This window comes from Streptomyces sp. NPDC051041 (genome assembly GCF_044456065.1).
Taxonomy (GTDB): domain Bacteria; phylum Actinomycetota; class Actinomycetes; order Streptomycetales; family Streptomycetaceae; genus Streptomyces; species Streptomyces glaucus.
In genome coordinates this window covers 58,281-81,674 of the sequence record NZ_JBITFM010000011.1, presented here as the reverse complement: position 1 = coordinate 81,674, position 23,394 = coordinate 58,281, and the positions used below count along the sequence as shown (strand labels likewise).

At 75.7% G+C, this 23,394-nt stretch carries 22 protein-coding genes; 9 read left to right on the top strand and 13 right to left on the bottom strand.

Translation table 11 applies throughout. The features are described from left to right. Positions 1-409: 409 nt before the first annotated feature. Complete coding sequence (locus ACIBAI_RS18820; protein ID WP_399035587.1) at positions 410-1,201, bottom strand: S1 family peptidase; 792 nt, start codon at positions 1,199-1,201, stop codon at positions 410-412. A 378-nt stretch (positions 1,202-1,579) separates the two neighbouring features. After that, positions 1,580-4,429 (bottom strand): AAA family ATPase, encoded by a 2,850-nt coding sequence (locus ACIBAI_RS18815; protein ID WP_399035586.1) that lies wholly within the window; start codon positions 4,427-4,429, stop codon positions 1,580-1,582. A gap of 651 nt (positions 4,430-5,080) precedes the next feature. Here ACIBAI_RS18815 and ACIBAI_RS18810 point away from each other — a divergent pair. Then, the gene (locus ACIBAI_RS18810; protein ID WP_399035584.1) at positions 5,081-6,751 is read left to right on the top strand and encodes an AMP-binding protein; all 1,671 of its coding nucleotides are present in this window, start codon (positions 5,081-5,083) and stop codon (positions 6,749-6,751) included. A 383-nt stretch (positions 6,752-7,134) separates the two neighbouring features. Here ACIBAI_RS18810 and ACIBAI_RS18805 read toward each other — a convergent pair whose 3' ends face one another. After that, complete coding sequence (locus ACIBAI_RS18805) at positions 7,135-7,746, bottom strand: TIGR04222 domain-containing membrane protein (RefSeq protein WP_399035582.1); 612 nt, start codon at positions 7,744-7,746, stop codon at positions 7,135-7,137. Between the two features lie 158 nt (positions 7,747-7,904). Further along, positions 7,905-8,144, bottom strand: coding sequence for a hypothetical protein (locus tag ACIBAI_RS18800; RefSeq protein ID WP_344604838.1), 240 nt, complete (start codon positions 8,142-8,144; stop codon positions 7,905-7,907). 219 nt (positions 8,145-8,363) lie between these two features. Here ACIBAI_RS18800 and ACIBAI_RS18795 point away from each other — a divergent pair, with 219 nt between their 5' ends. From ACIBAI_RS18795 to ACIBAI_RS18770, 6 genes are all read left to right on the top strand, one after another. Further along, positions 8,364-8,615: a hypothetical protein gene (locus ACIBAI_RS18795; protein WP_399035579.1), complete on the top strand. Its 252-nt coding sequence runs from the start codon at positions 8,364-8,366 to the stop codon at positions 8,613-8,615. Next, a complete protein-coding gene (locus ACIBAI_RS18790; RefSeq protein ID WP_399035576.1) occupies positions 8,612-8,980 on the top strand; it encodes a helix-turn-helix domain-containing protein in 369 nt (122 codons plus the stop codon). Before ACIBAI_RS18795 ends, ACIBAI_RS18790 begins: the two co-directional genes overlap by 4 nt. Before the next feature lie 160 nt (positions 8,981-9,140). Continuing rightward, positions 9,141-9,650: a 2-oxo-4-hydroxy-4-carboxy-5-ureidoimidazoline decarboxylase gene (gene uraD / locus ACIBAI_RS18785; RefSeq protein WP_344604844.1), complete on the top strand. Its 510-nt coding sequence runs from the start codon at positions 9,141-9,143 to the stop codon at positions 9,648-9,650. Positions 9,651-9,657: 7 nt separating this feature from the next. Further along, positions 9,658-10,047: a hydroxyisourate hydrolase gene (uraH, locus tag ACIBAI_RS18780; RefSeq protein WP_399035574.1), complete on the top strand. Its 390-nt coding sequence runs from the start codon at positions 9,658-9,660 to the stop codon at positions 10,045-10,047. 5 nt (positions 10,048-10,052) lie between these two features. Continuing rightward, entirely contained in the window at positions 10,053-11,009 is a 957-nt protein-coding gene (gene pucL, locus ACIBAI_RS18775; protein ID WP_399035572.1) for a factor-independent urate hydroxylase, read from the top strand. 105 nt (positions 11,010-11,114) lie between these two features. Further along, on the top strand, positions 11,115-12,494 hold the full coding sequence (locus ACIBAI_RS18770) for an 8-oxoguanine deaminase (RefSeq protein WP_399035571.1): 1,380 nt from the start codon (positions 11,115-11,117) through the stop codon (positions 12,492-12,494). A 182-nt stretch (positions 12,495-12,676) separates the two neighbouring features. Here ACIBAI_RS18770 and ACIBAI_RS18765 read toward each other — a convergent pair whose 3' ends face one another. The 6 genes from ACIBAI_RS18765 to ACIBAI_RS18740 form a co-directional block, all read right to left on the bottom strand. After that, on the bottom strand, positions 12,677-13,369 hold the full coding sequence (locus ACIBAI_RS18765; protein ID WP_399035569.1) for a maleylpyruvate isomerase family mycothiol-dependent enzyme: 693 nt from the start codon (positions 13,367-13,369) through the stop codon (positions 12,677-12,679). 136 nt (positions 13,370-13,505) lie between these two features. Then, complete coding sequence (locus tag ACIBAI_RS18760) at positions 13,506-13,928, bottom strand: acyl-CoA thioesterase (RefSeq protein ID WP_399035567.1); 423 nt, start codon at positions 13,926-13,928, stop codon at positions 13,506-13,508. Positions 13,929-14,009: 81 nt separating this feature from the next. Then, positions 14,010-14,651 (bottom strand): hypothetical protein, encoded by a 642-nt coding sequence (locus ACIBAI_RS18755; RefSeq protein ID WP_399035565.1) that lies wholly within the window; start codon positions 14,649-14,651, stop codon positions 14,010-14,012. Between the two features lie 215 nt (positions 14,652-14,866). Then, positions 14,867-15,073: a DUF397 domain-containing protein gene (locus ACIBAI_RS18750; protein ID WP_399035563.1), complete on the bottom strand. Its 207-nt coding sequence runs from the start codon at positions 15,071-15,073 to the stop codon at positions 14,867-14,869. Then, positions 15,070-15,933 carry a helix-turn-helix transcriptional regulator gene (locus tag ACIBAI_RS18745; RefSeq protein ID WP_399035561.1) on the bottom strand — a complete coding sequence of 288 codons (864 nt, stop codon included), beginning with the start codon at positions 15,931-15,933 and terminating at the stop codon, positions 15,070-15,072. Before ACIBAI_RS18745 ends, ACIBAI_RS18750 begins: the two co-directional genes overlap by 4 nt. A gap of 141 nt (positions 15,934-16,074) precedes the next feature. Next, the gene (locus tag ACIBAI_RS18740; RefSeq protein WP_399035559.1) at positions 16,075-17,283 is read right to left on the bottom strand and encodes a pyridoxal phosphate-dependent aminotransferase; all 1,209 of its coding nucleotides are present in this window, start codon (positions 17,281-17,283) and stop codon (positions 16,075-16,077) included. Positions 17,284-17,370: 87 nt separating this feature from the next. Between ACIBAI_RS18740 and ACIBAI_RS18735 the strand changes: the two genes are divergently transcribed. Next, entirely contained in the window at positions 17,371-18,015 is a 645-nt protein-coding gene (locus tag ACIBAI_RS18735; RefSeq protein WP_399035557.1) for a winged helix-turn-helix transcriptional regulator, read from the top strand. A 52-nt stretch (positions 18,016-18,067) separates the two neighbouring features. Here the strand turns inward: ACIBAI_RS18735 and ACIBAI_RS18730 are convergent, their stop codons facing one another. The 3 genes from ACIBAI_RS18730 to ACIBAI_RS18720 all read right to left on the bottom strand — a co-directional run bounded on the left by ACIBAI_RS18730 (position 18,068) and on the right by ACIBAI_RS18720 (position 21,734). Then, positions 18,068-18,889 (bottom strand): hypothetical protein, encoded by an 822-nt coding sequence (locus ACIBAI_RS18730; protein ID WP_399035555.1) that lies wholly within the window; start codon positions 18,887-18,889, stop codon positions 18,068-18,070. Then, a complete protein-coding gene (locus tag ACIBAI_RS18725; protein ID WP_399035554.1) occupies positions 18,889-20,154 on the bottom strand; it encodes a VWA domain-containing protein in 1,266 nt (421 codons plus the stop codon). Before ACIBAI_RS18725 ends, ACIBAI_RS18730 begins: the two co-directional genes overlap by 1 nt. Positions 20,155-20,225: 71 nt before the next feature. After that, positions 20,226-21,734 (bottom strand): IucA/IucC family protein, encoded by a 1,509-nt coding sequence (locus ACIBAI_RS18720; RefSeq protein ID WP_399035551.1) that lies wholly within the window; start codon positions 21,732-21,734, stop codon positions 20,226-20,228. A 92-nt stretch (positions 21,735-21,826) separates the two neighbouring features. Here ACIBAI_RS18720 and ACIBAI_RS18715 point away from each other — a divergent pair, with 92 nt between their 5' ends. After that, on the top strand, positions 21,827-23,341 hold the full coding sequence (locus tag ACIBAI_RS18715) for an IucA/IucC family protein (protein WP_399035549.1): 1,515 nt from the start codon (positions 21,827-21,829) through the stop codon (positions 23,339-23,341). Positions 23,342-23,394: the final 53 nt, after the last annotated feature.

The following is a 23,394-nucleotide window of genomic DNA, read 5'->3' as shown; positions in this document are numbered from 1 at the left end:
GCCGGACGGACGGGGAACCGGGGGGGGGAGGAGGAGCGGCTCGGCCGCCGAGCGCGGCCGAGCGCGCCGGACACGCCGCCCGCCCGTGGGGAGCGCGGACCGAGGCCCGGACGTGCCGCCGCCCGCCCCCGGGAGCACGGGCGGGCGGCGGCACGTCCGGGACCGGCGCCCCTCTCCTCGGCAGGCTCACCGGGATCGGCGGGGCGGGGCCGTGGCCGGGGCGGAGCGGATGCCGGGCGCGGCGCACGGGGAGCCGTCGTGCCGCCGTCCGCTCGGGGAGCGCACGGCGGCGCCGGGGGGCCCGCGGGCCGCGGGGAACGCATGGAAAGGGGGCGTTGCGGGCCGCTCGTGGTGGCCCGCAACGCCCCCTGGCTCTTCGCCTGAGGGGTGCTCAGGAGACTTTCGGAGGTTACGAGTTGACCTGTGCGGTCACCAGGCTGGAGAAGGTGGTCAGCCGGGTGTACACACCCGGGTAACCGGCCTGGGCGCAGCCCTCGCCCCAGGAGGTGATCCCTGCCAGGACGCCCCCGACGAGCAGGGGACCGCCGCTGTCGCCCTGGCAGGTGTCCACGCCGCCGGAGCTGTAACCGGCGCACACCATCTCGTTCGCGACGAAGTCGGAGCCGTAGGAGGTGCGGCAGCTGGAGTCGGAGACGATCGGCACGGTCGCGGTCCGCAGCTGGTTGGAGGAGCTGCCGCCCGAGGAGGTGGTGCCCCAGCCGAGGATGCGGGCGGTGGCACCGGCCGCGTACACGGAGGTGTCGGTGGACGAGACGTACTTGGCCGTCGCGTACGGCATCGCCGTCGACAGCGTCAGCACGGCCACGTCCTCGCCTCTGGTGGCGGTGGTGTAACTCGGGTGTATCCAGATCCTGCTGACCCGGCTCACCGTGCCGTTCGTGCCGTTGAGGTAGGTGCGGCCGCCGACCACCCGGACGCTGCTCGTGGTCTCGCCGACCATGCAGTGGGCCGCGGTGACCACCTTGGTCGGGGACACCAGGGTGCCGCCGCAGAACTGGTTCTGCGAGGCGTCCGTGATCTGCATGACGAACGGGTACGCGGTCGTCGTGGTCGTCGTGCCGCCGACGATGGGCTGGGGAGCGGCGGCCGCGCTCGGGGCGCTGAGCAGGGCGGTCGCGGCGGCGGCGGCGGTCGCGGCGGCGAGGGCGGCGGCCTTCTTGGCACGGATGAGCCCGAACATGAGTCTCCTCGTCGGATTGCCGGTGGGGGGTCGCGCGGGTGGGGGTGGTGCACCGGGGGTCTGGGGACCGACCCCCGTGTGTCCGGCGAGCGGCACGCCCTTACGCTAGGAGCCGGGCCGTGACGTCCCAATGAGGGAACGCCCTAAGGGAGTTGGGCAGGGAAAACCCTCGGTCGCCCGGCCGCGGACCTCCCCGGCGGATCCCTTCCGCGGCCCTTCGGACCTTTTCGGCGGATCCCTCCGGCGCCCCTTCCGGGCTTCCTCGGCGATTCCTTCCGCCTCCTTCCGGGCCTCCCCGGCGGCCCCCGGCGGACGCTCCTCAGCGGTCCGCGGACCGCCCCCGGCGGTCCCCGGACGACGGCCGCGCCCCCGCGCGGCTCAGTCCGTCCGCCGTTCCGCGGCCAGCCGGACGATGTCCACCCGCGAACGGATCCCCAGCTTGCGGTAGACCCGGGTCAGGGTCGCCTCGACGGTCTTGACGCTGATGAACAGCCGTGCGGCGATCTCCCGGTTGGTCGCGCCCTCCATCACCAGCGAGGCGACCTGACGTTCCATCGAGGCCAGCCCGTCGAGACCGGCGGGGACGGCGGCGGGCGCGGGCGCCGGCTCCGGCGGGCGCGTCGCGGCCGCCGCGTCCACCTGCCGCAGCCACGGCAGCGCCCGGCAGCGCCGGAACAGCCGGGCCGCCTCGTCGTACGACGTCGGTCCGGGCCTGGAGGCCTCGCCCGCTCGGGCGAGGCCGGGGGAGCGGGGCAGGGTGCGCAGCCGGGCCAGTTCGAAGGCGGCCCGCGCCTCCTCCAGGCCGTGGCCCAGCTTGGCGAGCCGTTCCTGTACCGAGGTCAACTGGGCCATGGCGGCATCGTGTTCGCCGCGCGCCGCCCGCACCAGCGCCTCGGCCCGGTCCAGGACGGCGAGCACGCTCTCCCGGCCCAGCCGCAGCGCCTGCACCCGCGTGACGTCGATGAGGTCCTGCGCCTCGGCCACCTCGCCGGTCCTCACCAGGGCCTCGGCGAGGTCGCCGTGCCAGCGTCCGCGCGCCGGGTCGGTGATGCCGATGCCCTGTTCCAGCTCGCGCACCCGGCGCAGGGCGCGGACGGCGGCCCGGGCGTCGCCCGCGACCAGACGGGCGTGGCCGAGGGCGGCCAGGGCGCGCGAGAGGTAGACCACGTCCCCGTCCTCCTCCGCCCGGTCCACCGCCTCCCGCGCGAGGGAGAGCGCCCGGCCGACGTCGCCGCCCGCGGCCTCGGCCAGCGAGGTGAGCATCGCGCTCGCCGCCTCCCCGATCCCGGCGTCCCGCGCCAGCCGCAGGCTCTCCCGGGCGAGGTCGAGGGCCCGGCCGCAGTGCCCGGAGCGCAGTTCGGTCTCGGCGAGGAAGCGCAGGTAGTGCACCTCGCTCTCGGCCATGCCGCGTCGGCGCACCTCGCGCAGCAGCGCGGTCAGGGTGGTCCGGGCCTCGGGCAGCCGGTCGCTCATGATCAGCCAGCGGAACCGGGCCGAGCCCGCGCCGTTGTGGTGGCAGGCGACCCGCGGGTCCTGCGGCTCCTTCAGCGCCCGCTTGATGGTGGCGGGGGCGTCCGGGTGGCCCATCAGGGTCTCGGCCTGCGCCTGGAAGGCGAGGGCGAGGAGTTCGGTGCGCCGGTCGCCGGCGCGGGCGGCCAGCTCCGCGGCGTGCGCGGCCTCCTCGCGGCCCTGCGCGAAGTCGCCCTGGACGACCAGGCCGCGCCAGGCCAGCTGGTAGTGGACCAGGGCCAGCAGCCGCGGGTCGTCGCCCGCGTCGGCCAGCGCCTGCGGGAAGGCGGCGTCGACCTCCCCGAGCGCCTGCCCGGCCGACTCGATCACCACCATCCAGGCCCGCACCCGCTCCGCCGGCGCGCTCGCCCGGGTCAGCACCTCGCGGGCGATGTCCCGGGCGAGGTCCACCTCCCCGGCGGTCAGCGCGTCCTCGGCGGCCTGCAGCCTGCGCTCGTCCGGGCCGGGATCGCTGCCGGGCGGGGTGTGCCGGGCCGCGAGCAGCCCCAGCGACGCGGCGACCGACGGCGCTCCGCGGTCCCGGGCCAGCGCGGCGGCCTCCGCCAGCCGGGCCGCGACCTCCGGGTCGGCGCCGCTGGTCGCCAGCGCCAGGTGCCGGGCGCGTTCGATCGGGTCGGACGCGGCCGTGGACAGCGCGGCGTGCGCGGCCCGCCGCTCGTGCGCCGGGGCCTCCGCGTACAGCGCGGCCGAGATCAGCGGATGCGCGAACCGCACGGCCGGCCCCTCCGGCTCCGTCGCCAGCAGCCCCAGTTCGGCCGCCCGGGCGGTCTCGGCCTCGGCGTTCCGCCGGCCGGCCGCGTGCAGCAGCGCCAGGGTGGGGCGGGCGCCGGCGCTGGCCACCAGGAGGGTGCGGCGGGCCTCGTCCGGGAGCATCTCCAGCCGGCTGAGCACCAGGGCCCTTAGCGAGGTCGGCACCGGCAGCGGCTCGCCCGGCCGGGGCGGGGCGGGGTTCTCGGCGAGCGCGCGGCCGAGCTCCAGGGCGAACAGCGGGTTGCCGCCGCTGGTGCGGTGGATGTCGCGGACCGTGGAGCGGGACAGGCCGGTGTAGCCGCGGTGGTCGAGGAGCGCGGAGACCTGGGCGCGGGAGAGCGGGCCGAGCCGCACGGCGAGGGCGTCCGGCGGCAACGCGCGTAGATGACGGTCGTACTCCTGGCCCTCGGTGCGGACCGCGCACAGCAGCCGCACCGGGGTGCCGCCCAGGCGGCGGGCGGCGAAGCCGAGGAGTTCGGCGCTGGCCGGATCCAGCCACTGCAGGTCGTCGGCGACGACGAGGACGGGGCCCTCGGCGGCGAGCGCGCGCAGCGTGGACAGCACCGCCAGGCGCAGCGCCAGCCCGTCGCGCTGGAGGGTGGACTCGCCGCGGCCGGTGAGCGCCGACTCCAGGGCGGTGCGCTGGGCGGCGGGCAGCCGGTCGGACACCTGGTCCAGGACCAGGCCGAGGAGGTCGGCCAGGGCGAGGAAGGGGAGATGGGATTCGGACTCGGTGGCCGAGCAGCGCAACACGGTCCGGGCCTCGCCGGCGTATTCCGCCGCCAGTGCGCGCAGGACGGTCGACTTTCCTATTCCGGCGGGGCCGTGGAGCAGCACACTGCCGCCCGAGGCGAGCCGCTCACGCGCCGTCGTGAACAGCTCCTCCCGGCCGATGACCAGGTCGGGGCGGCATCTGGCAGGCTCCTTGAAGTCCCGTCGCACGGTCACCGCTCCCCTCCGTGTGTCGTGTCCTGGCCAATATTAGGCAACGGCCCATTGAATTTCGGACGGATGGAGTGGTGAGGGAAATAACAGAGGAGGGGCCTGGAGAAATACAAAGCGCGCCCGAATGGACGGCGTCCCGGCCCGGAAACCGTGACGAGCACGGGCGAAAACCCCGCAGCCTCGCGGCAACTGTCCCGTCCGGCGGGCGGCGACCGCGTTCGGCCGGCCCTCCGGGCGGCGGGCGGGTCCGGGTCCGCGGCCGGTCCGCCGGGACGCGGAGCGGTCCGGCACCGGCACCCGGCCGGGCGGGCGCCGCCCGGGCCGCCGCCGAAGGCCGCGGCGGACACACGGAGCGCGGGCGGCACGGCACCGCCGGGCTCGCCGGCTCCGCTCCCGCCCGCTCCCGCCCGCGCCTGCCCGAACCGGCCCGGACCGCCCGGACCCGCCCGTGCCCGTCCGGAGGCACCCGGGCGCTGTGGCCGCGCCGGCGCGCCGCGCGGCTCCACCGTCCGGGCCGCGCCCGCCCCACCTGTCCGCCTGCCCCGCGCCCCCACCGGGGCGCCCGTCCCGTTCCGGGGTGGTGAAATCCACGTCGGGGATTGGACGATGACGGGGAGCCGCCCGACAACGGCCCGGTACGAACGAGGAGGACGGATGACGACGGCGACGGACAGCTTCCGCAGGGCGCGGGACTTCCTGCTGCGGCACCGCGAGGACTACACCACCGCCTACGAGGGCTTCGACTGGCCCCGCCCCGAGCACTTCAACTGGGCGCTGGACTGGTTCGACGTCATCGCGGACGGCAACGACCGCACCGCGCTGCACATCGTGGAGGAGGACGGCGCCGAGACCCGCCTCACCTTCGCCGAGCTGTCCGCCCGCTCGGACCGGGTCGCGAACTGGCTGCGCGCGCGGGGCGTCGGCGCCGGGGACCGCGTCCTGGTCATGCTCGGCAACCAGGCGGAGCTGTGGGAGACGGCCCTCGCGGCGATGAAGCTGCGCGCCGTCGTCATCCCGGCCACCCCGCTGCTCGGCCCCGCCGACCTGCGCGACCGCGTCGACCGCGGCCGGGTGCGGCACGTGATCGCGCGCGCCGAGGACACCGGCAAGTTCGACGGCGTGCCCGGCGGCTACACCCGCGTCGCGGTCGGCGGCGCGGGCGCGGGCTGGCAGCCGTACGAGGACGCCCACGCCGCCCCCGACGGCTTCACCCCGGACGGCCCCACCCGGGCCGACGACCCGCTGATGCTGTACTTCACCTCGGGGACGACCGCCCGCCCCAAGCTGGTCGAGCACACCCACACCTCGTACCCGATCGGGCACCTGGCGACCATGTACTGGATCGGCCTGACCCCCGGCGACGTGCACCTGAACATCTCCTCGCCGGGCTGGGCCAAGCACGCGTGGTCGAACCTGTTCGCGCCGTGGAACGCCGAGGCGACCGTCTTCCTGTACAACTACACCCGCTTCGACGCCGCCCGGCTGATGGCGGAGATGGACCGCGTGGGCGTCACCACCTTCTGCGCCCCGCCCACGGTGTGGCGCATGCTCATCCAGGCCGACCTGACCCGGCTGCGCACCCCGCCGCGGGAGGCGGTCGCCGCAGGCGAACCGCTCAACCCCGAGGTCGTCGAGCAGGTCCGCCGCGCCTGGGGGGTGACCGTCCGGGACGGCTTCGGCCAGACCGAGACCGCCGTACAGGTCGCCAACACCCCCGGCCAGCCCCTCAGGACCGGATCCATGGGCCGCCCCAGCCCCGGCTACCGCGTCGAACTGCTCGACCCGGTCAGCGGCGCGCCCGGCGCCGCCGAGGGCGAGATCGCCCTGGACCTGTCGGCCCGGCCCGTCGGCCTGATGGCCGGCTACCACGGCGACGCGGACCGTACGGCGGAGGCGATGGCGGGCGGCTACTACCGCACCGGGGACATCGCCGCACGGGACGAGGACGGATACCTGACCTACGTCGGGCGCGCCGACGACGTCTTCAAGGCCAGCGACTACAAGATCAGCCCCTTCGAGCTGGAGAGCGCGCTGCTGGAGCACGAGGCGGTCGCCGAGGCCGCCGTCGTGCCCGCCCCGGACGAGCTGCGGCTGGCCGTGCCCAAGGCGTACGTCGTGCTGGCGGAGGGCTGGGAGCCGGGCCCCGACACCGCGAAGGTGCTGTTCGAGCACTCCCGTGAGGTGCTCGCCCCCTACAAGCGGATCCGCCGCCTGGAGTTCGGCGCCCTGCCCAAGACGGTCTCCGGGAAGATCCGCCGCGTCGAGCTGCGCGAGGCCACGGCCGCGGGCTCGGCCGCCGAGTACCGGGAGGAGGACTTCCGGTGACTCCGCACACGCGGGGGCGGCCGGACCCCGCTGACGCGCTCCCGGCGGCCGCGCCGGGGACGGCGCGCGGGGCGGAGCCCCGGCAGACGGCCGTCCGGGAGGGCTGACGCGGGGCAGGGCCGGCGCGGGCAGGGCGGGGCCGGCTCGGGGGCGTCCCGGGCCCCCGGCGCGGCGAGTTGCGCGGTGAGGGCGTCACGGACGCGTTCGGGTTCGGGACGCCGGGCGCGGCGGTCCGCCCCTCCGCCGGGCGTTGAAGGCCTTCGGGCGGCGTCACCCGCGCCCTCGCCCGGCGGACCGGTGCGGCCCCGCCATGGCCGGGGCCGCCCCCGGAGCGCTCAGGGGCCGCACCCGGAGCGCTCGGCCCGTGCCGTCCCGTGGAGTGCTCAGCCCACGCCGCCGCCGCAGGAGTACCCGCCGTTGCAGGAGTAGCCCCCGATGCCCGAACCCGCGGAACGGGAGTGCTTCGGCAGCCCCTTGTCGGCCAGGTCGACCCGCTCGGTCAGCCCCGCCCGCAGGGCGAAGCGCGGCGCGAGCACCCGCAGGGCCGCCTCGCCGTGCAGCGCGGCGGCGAGCAGCTTGTCGTCCTGCGTCAGGCCGAGCCGGCTCGCGGGCAGCGGATGCCGCTCGCCCAGCTCCCGCACCCGGCGGCGGGCGGCGCGCGTCGGGCCGGGCAGCCGACGCCTCAGCAGCCCGGCCTCCGCGAGGCCGGCGCGCAGTGCGGCGACCGCCGCGCGCACCTTTGGCCGCTTCGCCAGCTCGCGCGGCGCGGCGGGTTCGGCGAGGGAGGCGAGCACCGCCTCCGCCAGCGGCGGGAGCGGCGGGGACTGCCCCGCCGCGGTGTCCGGCTCCGTCGCCCGGATCGTGCCCGGCCGGCCCGCGTCGACCGCGCCCCGCAGGTGCAGGGCGAGGACGGCGACCGCGACGGCGGCGTCGGGGCCGCCCCGCACCAGCGCGATCTCGTACGGACCGAGTCCTGCTGTCGTACCCCTGCTCATGGCACCTCCCCAGTGCCGGGGCCCGCCGCCCCCGTGCCGGCGGGCCCCGTGTGCCGGGAATGTGCCCGCGGGCGGGGGCGGTCGAAGCCTCCGGAAGCCGGTTCAGAGGTTGATTTGAGGGTGCCGTAGCCGGAGTACGACCGGTGGCGTAGCCGGGCTCAGGGCTCGTGGTGCTCCGACAGTCCCGGCCAGTCGTCGGGGCCGCCGCCCTGCCACTCGACGAGGTCGCTCGCCGCGACGTCGGTGACGTACAGGTCGGCCAGCCGCAGGATCTCGCCCACGTCGTCGGCGTGCGAGGCGACGCCGAGGGTCTCGTCGCCCGAGGTGACCCGCCGGGATCCGTCCAGACCCGGGGCGTGCACCACGATGTGCGGATGGTCCGCGGGATGCGCTGCCATGCCTTCAGGCTCCTGCGGGCGGGGCGGATCCGCACCCCGGGCCCGAGCGGGCCCTCCCGCCCGTCGCCGCCGGGGCCGCGGCGGGCGCGGGCCGCCCCGCCCGGTGGCTGCCCGGCCCGCGGGGCGGGGTCCGTTAGGGTCTCCCCAGGCGGCCGGGCGCCCGGTCCCGGTCGCGGACCGGGCGGCCCGCGCGGGCCGGAGCAGAGCCATGGGGACACAGTGCGACTGAGAGTGGAGTTCACGACCGAGCCCTTCGACCTCGACGAGGCGCCCGCGCACGCGCTGGTGGCCCGCGAGGTCGTCGAGGCGGCCGAACTGGACGCGGTGGACGTCGGCCCGTTCGGCAACACCGCCGAGGGCTCCGCCGACGCGGTCCTCACCGCCGTCGGCGCCCTGCTGCGCGAGACCCTGGCGGCCGGCGCCACCCGGATCTCGTTCCAGGTCAACGTGATCGGGGAGGGCGACCGGTGACCGGCGCCGGCGACAAGCCGTTCATCGCGGCCGTGAAACCGCTGGTCGACGCGATCGGCGGCGAGCTGCTCCCGCCGGACGAGGCCGGTCCCGACGACGTCGTGCTCTCCTGGGAGGGCGCGGACGTCGTCGCCGTGCGCCTGCCACAGCTCGCGGACTCCCTCGACCACATCCTGGCCGCCCTGGAGCGCAAGAAGGGCAAGCCGCTCGCCGAGCTGGACCGCAGGGCCAAGCAGGAGATCGTGCGGAACCTGGAGGCGCGCGGCGCCTTCTCCGTACGGCACGGCGTGGAGACCGTGGCGAGCGCGCTCGGGGTGAGCCGCTTCACCGTCTACAACTACCTCAACCGGGAGAAGGGCGCCTGAGCGGGCCTTCCGGGGCCGGCCGGGCGGTCCGGACCGACGGGGCCGCCCGGGGTTTGTAACCCCGAATTTTCAACAAACTGTTGACGCGGTGTTTTCGGGGGGCGTTAGCTGGCGGCACGCCTGTTCAGCACGAAGGCCGTTCGCGGCCACGGAGGCTCCCGTGACGCCCACTCCCACTCCGCCGGGCCTGGCCCGTCTCAACGCCCTGGAGGAGACCGCGGCCCTCGCCGCGCTCCGCGCGGTGTGCGCCTCCACGGCATGGGCCCGGCGCCTGCTCGCCGCCCGTCCCTACGCCACCCCCGAGGACCTCTACGCCGCCGGCGACGCCGCCACGGCCGGGCTGTCGGCCGGGGACCTCGCGGAGGCGATGGCCGGGCACCCGCCGATCGGCCGCCCCGCACCCGGCGACCCCGCCTCGGCCCGGGAACAGCGCGGCATGGCCGGAGCCTCCGCCGCGCTCCGGGCGGAGATGCTGGAACTGAACCTGGCCTACCAGGAGAAGTTCGGCCACGTGTTCCTGATCTGCGCCACCGGCCGGACCGGTGAGCAGATGCGCGACGCGCTCGAGGAGCGGATCGGGAACCCGCCGGAGCGGGAGCGGGAGATCGCCCGCACCGAGCTGGGCAGGATCAACCGCATCCGCCTGGCCCGACTCGTCGAGGAGGACTGACCGCGCCATGAGCACCCGCACCACCGCCTCGGTGTCCACCCACGTCCTGGACACCAGCCTCGGCCGCCCCGCCGGGGGCGTCGCCGTCCGCCTCCTTGCCCGCTCGGGGCGGGAGGCGGCCTGGCGGGCGCTCGGCGGCTCCGCGACCGACGCGGACGGGCGGTGCACGGACCTCCCGGCGCCGCCGGAGGGAACCACCCACGTACGGCTGGACTTCGCCGTCGAGCCGTACTTCGAGAAGAGGCAAGCCGACGCGCAGCAGGACGCCCCCGCGAACCGGGACGGCGGCGCGTTCTTCCCGGAAGTCACCGTCGCCTTCGCCGTGACGCCCGGCGAGCACCACCACGTACCGCTGCTGCTCAGCCCGTTCGGCTACTCCGTATACCGAGGGAGCTAGCTGAGATGACAGACCTTCCCCGCCCGGCCCGCCCCGTGCTCCTGGGGCAGAACCAGTACGGCAAGGCCGAGACCCGGGTCGTCAGGATCACACGGGATGGCGCCACCCACCACATCAAGGACCTGAACGTCTCCGTCGCGCTCTCCGGCGACATGGACGAGGTCCACCGCTCCGGCTCCAACGCCCACGTCCTGCCGACCGACACCGCCAAGAACACGGTGTACGCGTTCGCCAAGGAGTACGGCGTCGAGTCCGCCGAGCAGTTCGCCGTCCACCTCGCCCGCCACTTCGTCACCAGCCAGGAGTCCATCCACCGGGCCCGCGTCCGCGTCGAGGAGTACGCCTGGGAACGGATCGGGACCTCCGGGACCGGCCCGCAGGCCGCCGGCGCCGCCGGGACCGGGCACTCCTTCGTCCGCAAGGGCCAGGAGACGCGGCTCGCCCAGGTCACCTACGACGGCGCGTCGTGGGAGGTCGTCTCCGGCCTGACCGACCTGACCGTGCTGAACTCGACCGACTCCGAGTTCCGGGGCTACGCCCGGGACCGCTACACGACCCTGGAGGAGACCCGCGACCGCGTCCTGGCCACCTCCGTCTCCGGCCGCTGGCGGTTCAACTGGACCGACGACGCGCAGGAGATGCCCGACTGGGACGAGTCCTACGAGCAGACCAGGAAGCACCTGCTCCAGGCCTTCGCCGAGACGTACTCGCTCTCGCTCCAGCAGACGCTGTACCAGATGGGCGCGCGCATCATCGGCCACCGCGGCGAGATAGACGAGGTCCGCTTCTCCCTCCCCAACAAGCACCACTTCCTGGTGGACCTGGAGCCGTTCGGACTGAGCAACGACACCGCCGACGCGGCCGTGTACTTCGCCGCCGACCGCCCCTACGGCCTGATCGAGGCGACCGTCCTGCGGGACGGCTGCGAGCCGCGCATCCCGGTGGACCTCACCAACCTGTGACCTCCCTCCCTCGGCACCCGCGGCCGGGACCCGGCCGGCTCGTTCTCCCGGCCGCGGCACCCGGCACGCCGCCGTGCCCCTCCTCATGAGCGAAAAGGACCGACCATGGCGGCAGCCCAGCGCATCGTCATCGAGAACTGCGCGATCGCGACGGTCGACGCGCACGACACCGAGTACGCCCGCGGACACGTCGTCCTCGCCGGCGACCGCATCGAGTCGCTCGGCGCCGGCGAGGCTCCCGAGGGCCTGCGGGACGTCGTCCGCCGGATCGACGCCACCGGGCACCTGGCGACCCCCGGTCTGGTCAACACCCACCACCACTTCTACCAGTGGCTCACCCGGGGCCTGGCCACCGACCACAGCCTGTTCGACTGGCTCGTCGCGCTCTACCCGGTCTGGGCGCGCATCGACGAGCCGATGGTGTACGCGGCGGCCCAGGGGTCGCTGGCGATGATGGCCCGCGGCGGCGTCACCACCGCCATGGACCACCACTACGTCTTCCCGCGCGGCTGCGGCGACCTGTCCGGCGCCGTCGTCCGCGCCGCCCGCGAGACGGGGGTGCGCCTCACCCTCGCCCGCGGCTCCATGGACCTCGGCGAGTCGGACGGCGGACTGCCGCCGGACTTCGCCGTCGAGACGCTGGAGGACGCGCTCGCCGCCACCGAGGAGACCGCCCGGCAGCACCACGACGCCTCCTTCGGCGCGATGACCCAGGTCGCCGTCGCGCCCTGTTCCCCCTTCTCCGTCTCCACCGAGCTCCTGCGCCAGGGCGCCGAGCTGGCGCGCCGCCTCGGCGTACGGCTGCACACCCACGGCTCGGAGACCGTGGAGGAGGAGAAGTTCTGCCACGAGCGGTTCGGCATGGGCCCGACCGACTACTTCGAGTCCACCGGCTGGCTCGGCGAGGACGTGTGGATGGCGCACTGCGTCCACATGAACGACTCCGACATCGCCGCCTTCGCCCGCACCGGGACGGGAGTGGCCCACTGCCCCTCCTCCAACGCCCGCCTCGCCGCGGGCATCGCCCGGGTTCCCGACCTGCTGGCGGCCGGCGTCCCGGTCGGCCTCGGCGTCGACGGCACCGCCTCCAACGAGTCCGGCGAACTGCACACCGAACTGCGCAACGCCCTGCTCGTCAACCGCCTCGGCGCCCACCGCGAGGCCGCGCTGACCACCCGCCAGGCGCTGCGCCTGGGCACCTACGGCGGCGCCCGGGTCCTCGGCCGCGCCGCCGAGACCGGCTCCCTGGAGCCGGGCAAGCTGGCCGACCTGGTGCTGTGGCGGCTGGACACGCTGGCCCACTCCTCGATCGCCGACCCGGTGGCCGCGCTGGTCCTCGGCGCGGCGGCCCCGGTCACCGCCTCCTTCGTCGGCGGCCGCCAGATCGTCGAGGACGGACGGCTGCTGACCGTCGACGAGGACGCCGTCGCCCGCGCGACGCGCGCCGAGGCCCGGCGGCTGGCGCGGCTCGCCGCGCGGGGCTGACGCCCGGGCGCCCTCCGCCGCGGAACGGCGGCCGTCTCCCCGGGCGGCCGCAGGGGGGCGCCGCCGTGGCCCTTCTCCCCTCCGGGCGGAGCAGCTTCATCACCGGTCCGGGCCCGTACGCCGGCGGCGGCCCGAACCGGGTCGGAGTTCCGGGGCCGCGCGTCCGGCGGGGCCGGCGGCGGTCAGGGCGTCAGCGGGCCGGCGAGAACCGCCGCTCCCGCCGCGCGGTCCCCGGACCACGAGAACGACGCGGCGTCGGCGGGCAGCCGGCCCCAGAGCATGAGCAGCAGCCGCTCCGCCGTTCCGGAGATCTCGGCCACGGGCTCGCCCGGACCGTAGGTCCAGGACCGGCCGGTGTCCGTGGCCCGCAGCCGGAGCGCACGGCGCGGCGGTTCGGCCCGTCCGAGCGCGACCTGGCGCGGTGCCATGGTGTCGAAGACCTCCGCCACCCCGTCCGCCGCGAACTCCGGGCCGAAGGGGAGGGCGTCTCCCAGGGCGCTCTGCGCGTCCCAGCGATGGATCAGCGTCTCCTGGGCGCGCCGCCGCTGCCAGAAGCCCACGGTGTGCGGGGGGTGAAAGGTCCACGCCTCGCCGGCCGGATCAGTGTCCAGCACGGCCAGCAACTCGTCCACCGAAGCGTCGAACCAGCCCCGCACCTCGGCGTCCCCGCGCGGTGCGGGCGGCGGCTCGTGGTCGCCGCGCTTGTCGGTGACCGCCGCGACGACCCACCGGTTGCCCCGGCCCATGTGCTCGGCGAGGTCGCGCAGCGTCCAGTCCCCGCAGTGGGGGACCGGCGTGCTCAGGTCGTGTCCGAGGCAGGCGCTGAATGCGGCGGACTCCTGGCGCAGCATCTGGAGGTAGGGAAGCGGAACCATGGCACGGACCCTACTCGCCCCCGGTCCGCGGGAGTTGTCCCACTGGAGCCATCCTCGGCTTCCCGATCTCCTGCGCCGTCCCGCTGAGGTGCCCGGCGCCGGCCGACGCGCCGCCCGAACCGGAAGGCCCGCCCGCTCAGAGCCCGAACAGACCCGGATCCGCCGCCAGGTCCTCGAAGTACCGCCGCGGGTCGGGAACCAGCTTGCGGGCCTTGAGGTCCATCAGCCCGCCGACCGCCGTGATCTCGGCGGCGACCGTGCCGTCCGCCTTGCGCACGGTCTGGTGGATCCGGAACGTCTTGCCCTTACCCCACTCGAAGCCGCACGTCACCTCGACCTCGTCGCCCGCCAGCAGCTCCCGCAGGTAGCGGATGGTCGTCTCCAGGGCCACCGGCCCGACGCCCCTGCCGACGAGGTCGGCCTGCCGGATCCCCGCGGCCTGGAGCAGCGACCAGCGGGCGTGCTCGGCGTAGTTGAGGTACACGGCCTGGTTCAGGTGCCCCTGGACGTCGGTCTCGTACCCGCGGACGGTCACACCGACGGAAAACGGCTCGCTCACGGACTCCCCTTCTCGCGCCACGGCTGCCGGGCCGGCCGGTCGGTCCGGCCGGCGAGTCGGACCGATCCTGGCACGCGGCTTCTACGACCGTCGCGGAGACGCCAGCAGATACCGTCTCCGCGTCCGCGGCTCCGTGTGCTCGCCGACCTGCCATCCGGCCCGCTCCAGCGTCGCCGCGCAGGCCCGCAGCGCGGCACCGTCCGGAGCGTGCACGGCGACGGCCTCCGGCTGCGGCGTGGCGCGCACCCGGTAGCCGTCGGCGTCCCGCCCGGCCGGCCGGTGGCCGTCCGCCTCCAGGGCGAGCGCGGCGGCCTGCACCAGATGCCCGCGCTCCCAGGCGCACGGCCGGTCGATGGCGCCGTCCGTGTGCGTCATCCGGCGCAGCTCCAGCAGGCCCTGCCAGGCGCTGCGCACCTCACGGGCCCGGGCCGGACCGGTGTCCGGTACCTCGTCCTCGTCGCCGGCGTACGCGGCGAACACACCGCCGCCGGACGCGGAAGCCTCCGGGGCCGGCTCGGGAGGGCCCTTCGGGGCGGGCTCGGCCTCGCGCAGGCGGCGCCCGGCCGGCGTCAGGAAGCAGTCGTGCGGCGGCCGCGGATGCCGGAAGGCGAGCCCTCGCTCCACCAGTGCCGCGAGCTGCGCCGGGGTGCCCTTCAAGCGCCCGGTGACGGGATCGGCGGCCTCGATGACACGCCGCTGCGCGGCGGTCGGCGGTCGTGCCACGGCGTGCTCCTTTCCGGGGAAGCCCTGTCGGCCGGCTGCCCGCGACACCCTCACGGGGCTGCGGCCGGCGCTTCAAAGGCTACGCCGAGGGTCTGACAACCCACCGGCTTCGACGGGCGCCCCGGCCCCGGCGCGGTCACGCCGCGCGGGTCCCGCCGCCCACCCGCGCCCCGCGTCCGGCGCGGAGCCGGACCCGGGGCGCGGCGGGACGTACGTCAGCGACCGGCGGCGTAGGAGACGAAAGCGGCCCACTCCCGCGCCCGGAAGGCGAGCCGGGGGCCCAGCCGGTTCTTCGAGTCCCGTACGTGGACGGTGCCGGGGGCGGCGGCGACCTCGACGCAGGCAGCACCGTCAGGATTGCTGTGACTGCTCTTGACCCACTTCAACTCCGAGCCGTGACCGGCCGGGGGCTTTGTCGTCATGTCTCTCCAAGGAGCGTCTCGATGAAGGCCAGCGACTCTCGCGGGGGGAGGGCCTGAGCCCGGATGATCCCATAGCGCAGTTCGAGGATCTGGACCTCCTTGGGGTCCGAGATCAGCCGGTTGGTGAGCTGAACCTCGTTGTGTCCCACCGTGGTTCCCTCCTTGAGCCGCAGCAGGTGGAAGGGACCGTCGAGACCGGCGTTGTCCTCTCGATCGAGAGGGAGCACCTGGATCTCCACGTTCCGCATCCGGCCGATCTCCAACAACCGTTCGAGCTGCCGGCGCTGGACCATTCTGTCCCCGACCCGTCGCCGCAGAGCGGCCTCGTCATGGACGAAGCTGAAAGCCGGGATCGTCTGCCCGCCGTCGAGGATCCTCTGGCGGGCCAGCCGCGCTTCCACTCGCTGCTCGAACTCCTCCTCGCAGAACGCGGGGCGTCGCGTGCCGAACGCGGCCCGCAGATACTCCTCGGTCTGCAACAGCCCGTTGACCACGGAGTTGTCGTACGCGCAGATCTCGACGGCCTCCGCCTCCAGCTTCGCCAGGTCCCGGACCTTCTTCGGGTACCGCGCCTCGGCCACGTCCTTGCTCAGCCCGGCGAGCATCCCGCCCGCCCCGAGCACCCGGTCCGCCGCGTCGAGGAGGGGCGCCTTCGGCGCCCGCCGCCCCCGTTCCACGGAGGACACCTGATCCTCGCTGTAACCGATCGCCGCGCCCAGCTCGGCCTGGGTCATCCCGGCCCGCTCGCGCCACATCTTGACGACCTTGCCGACCGTCCGCAGGACCGCCGCCGAGTCCCCGTCCCAGCCGTACGGCTCCGGCCCGTCCGCGATCCGCTGCCCCTGCCCCGGCACGTCCATGTCCCGGCACCTCCCTTCGCACCCGGGTCAACTCCGCACCGGCGCACGGCGTCACGCGCGCCGCCCGGACGAACCCGGGCGGCGGCCGGTCAGTCGCACCGTGTACCGGTGACGGCGGTGTGCGCGGGGCCCGGCCGGCCGCTACTGCCGGTATCCGCTGAGGAACCGCCCGATCCGCCCGATCGCCGTCTCCAGGACGTCCGCGTGCGGCAGGGTCAGGATGCGGAAGTGGTCGGGGTAGGGCCAGTTGAACCCGGTGCCCTGGACCACCTGGATCTTCTCGCGCAGCAGCAGGTCCAGGACGAACCGCTCGTCGTCGTGGACGGGGTGCACCTTGGGGTCCAGGCGCGGGAACGCGTACAGCGCGCCCTTGGGCTTCACGCACGTCACGCCGGGGATCTCGTTGAGCTTCTCCCACGCCACGTCGCGCTGTTCGCGCAGCCGCCCGCCGGGCGCGGTCAGCTCGCGGATGGACTGGCGGCCCCCGAGGGCGGCCTGGATGGCGTACTGCGCGGGCGCGTTGGCGCACAGCCGCATGGAGGCCAGCATGGTCAGGCCCTCCAGGTAGTCCTTCGCGTGCTGCCGGGGGCCGGTGACCACCAGCCAGCCGGAGCGGAAGCCGGCCACCCGGTACGTCTTCGACAGGCCGCAGAAGGTGAGGACCACCAGGTCGGGGGCGAGCGCGGCGGCCGAGTGGTGCACGGCGTCGTCGTAGAGGATCTGGTCGTAGATCTCGTCGGCGAACACCATCAGGCCGTGGCGGCGGGCGAGGTCGAGGATGCCCTCGACGATCTCCTTCGGGTAGACGGCGCCGGTGGGGTTGTTCGGGTTGATGATCACGACCGCCTTGGTGCGGTCGGTGATCTTCGCCGCCATGTCGTCCAGGTCCGGGTACCACTCGGCCTGCTCGTCGCACAGGTAGTGCACCGCCTTGCCGCCCGCCAGCGTCGTCACCGCCGTCCACAGCGGGAAGTCCGGGGCGGGGATCAGGATCTCGTCGCCGTCCTCCACCAGCGCCTGGACGGCCATCGACACCAGCTCCGAGACGCCGTTGCCGAGGTAGACGTCGTCGACGTCCACCTCCAGGCCGAGGGTCTGGTAGCGCTGGGCGACGGCCCGGCGGGCGGAGAGGATGCCGCGGGAGTCCGTGTAGCCGTGCGCCCGCGGCAGCATCCGGATCATGTCCTGGAGGATCTCCTCCGGCGCCTCGAAGCCGAACAGCGCGGGGTTGCCGGTGTTCAGCCGCAGCACGCTGTGGCCCGCCTCCTCCAGCGCGTTGGCGTGCTCTATCACCGGGCCGCGGATCTCGTAACAGACCTCGCTGAGCTTGTTGGACTGCCGGAACTCCATGCGCTCTCGCCCCTCCGGTACGTGGTGTTGCTTGGTTTTACCAAGTACGAGCTTGGAAAGTCCAACAACACGTCTACACTGCGTCGCATGTCACCCCGCACTCGCCGTAGCTACGACCAGTTCTGTTCCGCCGCACGGGCGCTCGACGTCGTGGGCGACCGCTGGACCCTGCTGATCGTCCGTGAACTCCTGGCCGGCCCGCGCCGCTACACGGATCTGCACGCGGACCTGCCCGGCGTCAGCACCGACGTGCTCGCCTCGCGGCTGAGGGACATGGAGCGGGACGGTCTGACGACCCGGCGCCGGCTGCCGCCGCCCGGCGCGGCCTACGTGTACGAACTCACGGCGCGCGGGCGGGAGTTGCTGCCGGTGCTGGAGGCGCTCGGCGCGTGGGGCGCGGCCGAGCTGGGGGAGCGGCGGCCGACGGACGCGGTCCGGGCCCACTGGTTCGCGCTGCCGCTGCTGCGCGCCCTGAGGGAGGCGGGGGCGGGAGCGGGACTGGTCGAGGTGCGGCTGGCGGAAGGCCGCTTCCACCTGTACACCGGCGCCGGGGAGGGACCGGTGTACGGCGACGGTCCCGCCCCCGGGGAGCCCGACGCCCGGCTGGCGCTGGACGCGGCGACGTGCACGGCGATCGGCCGCGGCGAGGTGAGCGTGGCCCAGGCGGTGCGCGACGGCCGCATCGAGGTGAGCGGGGACGGCGCCCTGGCCAAGGAGCTCAGGGAGGGCTGAGCCGGCGGGGGGCCCGCACCGGGCGGGCCCCCCGATGGTCACCGACGGCGGGTCAGACCCCGGACGGCACCCGGGAAGGGCGCCCCGCGCCCCGGGCCAGCGCGTACCCGCCGACCCCCGCCAGCGCGGCCAGCGCGCCGCCGGCCGCGGTCCACACCCAGCGGTCGGACCACCGGCCCGACGCCCAGCCGTCCTCGGGTTCGAGGTCGGACAGCACCGCCGAGTCCCCGTCCTCGGCGTGCCCGGTGTCCGGCTCGGGCCTCGACGCGATCCCCGGCACCAGCGGCTCGGCCAGCGAGCCGTCCACCGCCGCCGACCCGCCGACGTCCTCGGACCCGACCCGGACCTCGGCGTCCACCGGCAGGCCCAGGTCGGAGGTGGCGAGACCGGTGGCCGTCAGCCGGATGTAGTACGTGCCCGGCAGCGGGTCGTTCGCCCACGGCTCCGACCAGGCGCGGACCGTGCGCAGCACGCAGGCCAGCTCCACGGAGGAGGCGTCCCGCGGGGCGGTGCGGGTCTGCGCCCCGTACTGGCAGGCCTGGCGGCGGCGCAGCCCGTCGTACACGTCGAGCTGCCAGGTCTCGGCGGCGTGCGCCTCCGGCAGCTGCACCGTCGCCCGCACGGTGGGGCGCTGCCCGGTGTCCGCCGGGAACGACCAGTACAGGTAGTCGCCCGCGGAACCGCTCGCCGTGGCCCGCTGCCCCTGCTCGATCTCGGTCGCGGTGCGGAACGAGGTGCCGGCCTCGGTCGGCGCGTCCGGGTCGCCCGAGGGGTCCGCGGACGGCGAGGAGCCGGCCGCGGCGGGGGCCGCGGCGAGTCCGAGCAGCAGCAGCGCGGAACCGAGCGCGGAACCGAGAAGACGTACAGAACGCATCAGTTGGTCCTCCAGACCGCGATCCGCCAGCGCGACAGCCAGCCCCACACCAGACCCGCCAGGAAGCCGGTCAGGACCAGCACGCCCAGCAGCCACCAGCCGCGGCCGAGGCCGAAGGAGGCCACGTCGCCCGCCTCGTCGGGGCCGTCGACCACGTCCACGGTCAGCTCCAGCGGCAGGCCGGGCGTGGTCTTCACCCCGGCGGCCGCCGAGAAGGAGTGGGTCACCTGGAGGCACACGGTCTCGGCGGCGGCGTCCTCCTCGTCGCTCTCCGCCTTCGGGTAGCGCAGCCCCGTGGCGATCACGTCGGTGCGGCCGTTGCCCGCCGCCTCCCCGCGCACGATCTCCCGGCCGTGCGTGGTCACCGCCCGCAGCAGCACCCCGTAGGAGGGGGCCACGTCCCGGTCGGCGGCCACGCTCACCGAGGCCCGCAGCTCCTGGCCGGGCAGCACGTCCACGCGGTACCAGCGCTGCCGCCCGAACTCCTCGCGGTCGGTGTACAGACCCGACTTCAGCACCGGCGCCTTCGCGCACGTGTCCGCGCCCTCGGCGGCCACCGGCGTCACCACCGGATCGGCCGCGCGGTCCACCAACTGGTTCACCCGGTCGGTGAGTTCGTCGGCGTGCTCGACCGAGGTGTACGTCCCGCCGGTCGCCTCGGCGATGCAGCTGAGCTGCCGGCGCATCCTGGTGTTGGGGACCAGGCCGAGGGTGTCGATGGTCAGGCCGATGCCCTTGGCGGCGATCTCGCGGGCCACCTCGCACGGGTCGAGCGGGGCGCAGGTGTCCTCGCCGTCGCTGATCAGCACGATGCGCTTGGAGCCGGTGCCGCCGTCGAGGTCGTCGGCCGCCGCGAGCAGGGCCGGGCCGATCGGCGTCCAGCCGGTGGGCACCAGCGTCGCGACCGCCGTCTTGGCCTCGGCGCGGTCCAGCGGGCCGACCGGGTAGAGCTGCGCGGTGTCCTCGCAGCCGGTCCTGCGGTCGTCGCCGGGGTAGTTCGCGCCCAGGGTGCGGATGCCGAGCCGGACCTCCTCGGGCGTCGCGTCGAGCACCTCGTTGAACGCCTGCTTGGCCGCGGCCATCCGCGACTGCCCGTCGATGTCCCGGGCCCGCATCGAGCCGCTCACGTCCAGCACGAGGTCGACCTTCGGCGCGTCTTCACCCGTGGGCTCACCGGCGGCCGCCCCGGCCGGGACGGCGATCCCGGCCGCCAGCGCGGCGAGCAGGGCGCCCACGCCCGCCGCCAGCCGTTTTCTTGTGATCATCGGCGGATCTTATTGACCGGCGGTTCCGCGCTCCAAAACGTGACCGCGGCGGCCGGCGCCGGTACGGGCCGTCAACAAGGCGCCCGGTGCAGCGGATTGGGCAGTTCGCCCCACAGGTCGCCGGTCCTGCCCGGCGACAGCCGCATCAGCGTCAGCGCCTTGACGGGCAGCGGCCCGTCCAGCAGCGCGGCGAGGTCCGGGGTGCGCGGCAGGTCCCGTACGGCCGTCTCCAGCGCGGCCCGCAGCGCCGGCCCGGAGCCCGCCGCGCCCGCCAGCGCCCCCGCCACCAGCGAGCCGAACAGCTTGCGGCGCAGCGCCACCGGGTCGTCCGTGACCATGCGGGCGGGCAGCTCGGGGACCGGGACGCCGTGCCGGGCCAGACGGGCCGGGCTGATGCGCAGGTCGGCCAGGTCGCGGTAGACCAGCCGCAGCGGGACGCCCGTCGCCGACAGCACCACCAGCAGGTTCTGCCCGTGCGCCTCCAGGGCCGCGCCCAGCTCCAGCAGCCGCAGGCCCACGGTGAGCGCCAGCCGCGCCAGACCGGCCAGCCGGGCGGGGTCCCGGACCAGCCCCGTCGGGGCCAGCGCGGCCACCGGCACCACCCGCTCGCCGCGCCCGGCCGCCGCGTACGCCTGCGGCGGCTCCCGCAGCACGGCCGCCAGCTCGGGGGAGCGGGCGGCCGCGCCCAGGGTGCGGGTGAGGTGCAGCAGCCCGTCCGTGCGCGCGGCCAGGGCCTCCCCGAACGCCGAGAGCGTCGCCGACGCGGCGACGGAGGCGACCGAGATGTCCCGCACCGAGGAGGTCAGCCGGGCGCTCAGCGCCGTCTTGACGTGCGGCCCGCCGGGCACGGCGAGGGTCCGCAGGGACATCAGCGGGTGCGCGCCGAGCCACGCCTCGCACGGCCGTCCGAGCACATGCGCCGCCTGCCACGGGTGCACCGGGACCAGCACCCGCCGCCCGTCCCGCAGCTCCTCGGGCCACACCCCCGTCACCAGGCACTCCGCCTCCGGGACGGGCGCCAGCCCCAGCTCCACGACCGGCCGGTGCTCGGGCGCGCAGGCGAGCTGCTCGGCCACCGAGAAGCCGGGCCGGGAGCGGCAGCTGGGGTGGAACGGATGCCCGTCGACCACGCGCTGCTCCCACTCCCAGTCGTGCGCGGGCCACTCGTCCGGGTGGTCCCCCTGCCCCGCCCGGGACAGCGCCAGCGACGCGACGCTGTGCCCGAGCTCAGCGGCGAAGCCCGCCGAGCGGGGCACGGCGAGATCCGTCATCAGCCGCGCCGGGTCGTCGTACGGCGACTCGCCGAGCCGTACGACCGTGACGTACGCGGCGGTGGAGTACGGGTCGGGGCGCGGGCCGCGCAGCCGGCGGCCGTCGCGCAGGCGCAGCACCAGCTCCTCCCGGTCCCGCTCCCGGCCCGCGACCCAGGGCAGCGGCTCGTGGGCCAGCGCACGCCACAGACGGGACAGCACGGCCGCGCGGGCGCCGGGCAGCTCGGCCGCGTACCGCGACACGAGGCCGGGCCGTACGGCGGCCAGCTCCTCGGCGACCTCGGCCTCGGCGGTGGGGGGACGGTGCACGGGCGGACTCCTCGGGTACGGACACGGCGTCGGGCGGGCGACATACTGATGATCGTCCCCGCCCGGACGGACCGTAAGGAACGAGTGGATCCGTGAACCCCCTGCCCCCGCCCGCCGACGGCGGCGCGGCCCGAGGCGACGTCGCGGGCCGCGCCGACGCGTACGCGGCCGCGCCGCTGCTGAACTGCCTGCTGCGCGAGGTGGCCGAGCCCGTGCCGGGCCCCGGCGAGCGGCGGGTGTACCGGCTGCCCGGCGGGGACCGGCTGCTGCGGGTGCGGGGCACGCGGCGGCCCGCCGAGCCCGAGGTCTACGCGGCGGGCCGCTGGCACCGCGTCGGCCACACCGAACTGGTGAAACTCGTCGCCGAGGAGCTGCGCCGGCACACCGGCCTGCCCAACCACGAGCTGCCCGCCGAGATGCTCGACAGCCGGGACGCGGTGGCCGCGCTGCTGACCGCACGCGCGCGGGCCACCCCGCCCGACGACCCGTACCTGGTCTCCGAGCAGTCCCTGCTCACCGGACACCCCCACCACCCCGCGCCCAAGGCGCGCGGCGGCGGCCCGGCCGCGGGCTGGCTGCCGTACGCGCCCGAGGCGCACGCCCGCTTCCCGCTGGCACTGCTCGGGGTGCGCGAGGACGCGGTGGCCGAGGAGGGCGACACCTCGGCCCTCGACGCCCTCGGCGAGGCCCCGCCCGGCTACCGGCTGCTGCCCGCCCACCCCTGGCAGCTCGACCTCGCCGCCCCGGAGCTGGCGAGCGCCTTCGCGGACGGCCGGCTGCTGCGGCTGGGCACCACCGCCTTCGACGCCTGGCCGACGGCCGCCGTCCGCACGGTGTACGCCCCCGGGCGCGACCTGTTCCTGAAGTTCAGCCTCGACGTGCGCATCACCAACGACGTCCGGCGGCTGTGGCGGCACGACCTGCTCGGGCTGCGCCGCACCGACGCGGCCGCGGCGGGCGCCCTCGCGGCGCTGGACGGCCCGGCGGCCTGGCTGAGCGACCGCGGCTACCGCACCGCCGCCTTCGCCTTCGAGGCCCTGGCCGTCGTCGTCCGCGAGGGCCTGCGCGGCCACCTCCTGCCCGGCGCGACCCCGCTGCTCGCCGCGGGACTCGTGGAGGGCTTCGACGGCAGCCCGCTGGCGGGCGCGGCCGACCCCGCGCGGTGGTGGGAGGCGTACCTGCGGCAGGTCGTGCCGCCCGCGCTGGCCGCCTTCGCCGAGCACGGCGTCGTCCTGGAGGCCCACCTGCAGAACACCCTGGTCGCCGTGGACGCCGCCGGCACCCCCGTGCAGGCGCTGTTCCGGGACGCCGAGGGCGTCAAGCTGCTGCCGGACACCTCCCGCGCGGCCGGCTGGGAACGGCTGGTGTACTGCCTGGTCGTCAACCACCTGTCGGAGATCGCCGGCGCCCTCGCCGAACGCCGGCCCGGCCTCGACCCCTGGCCCGCCGTCCGCCGCGAACTGGCCCGCCACGACCTCCCGGAGGCCGCCGCGCTGCTCACCTCGCCCACCCTGCCCGGCAAGACCAACCTGCTGCTGCGCTGGACCGGCGCCGACGGCGCCGACGCCCGCTACCTGCCCCTGCCCAACCCGCTGGCCCGCCCCTGACCCGGACCGCGCCGGCCGGTGCGGCGCCACCCGGCCGCCGGCCGCTTCACGGC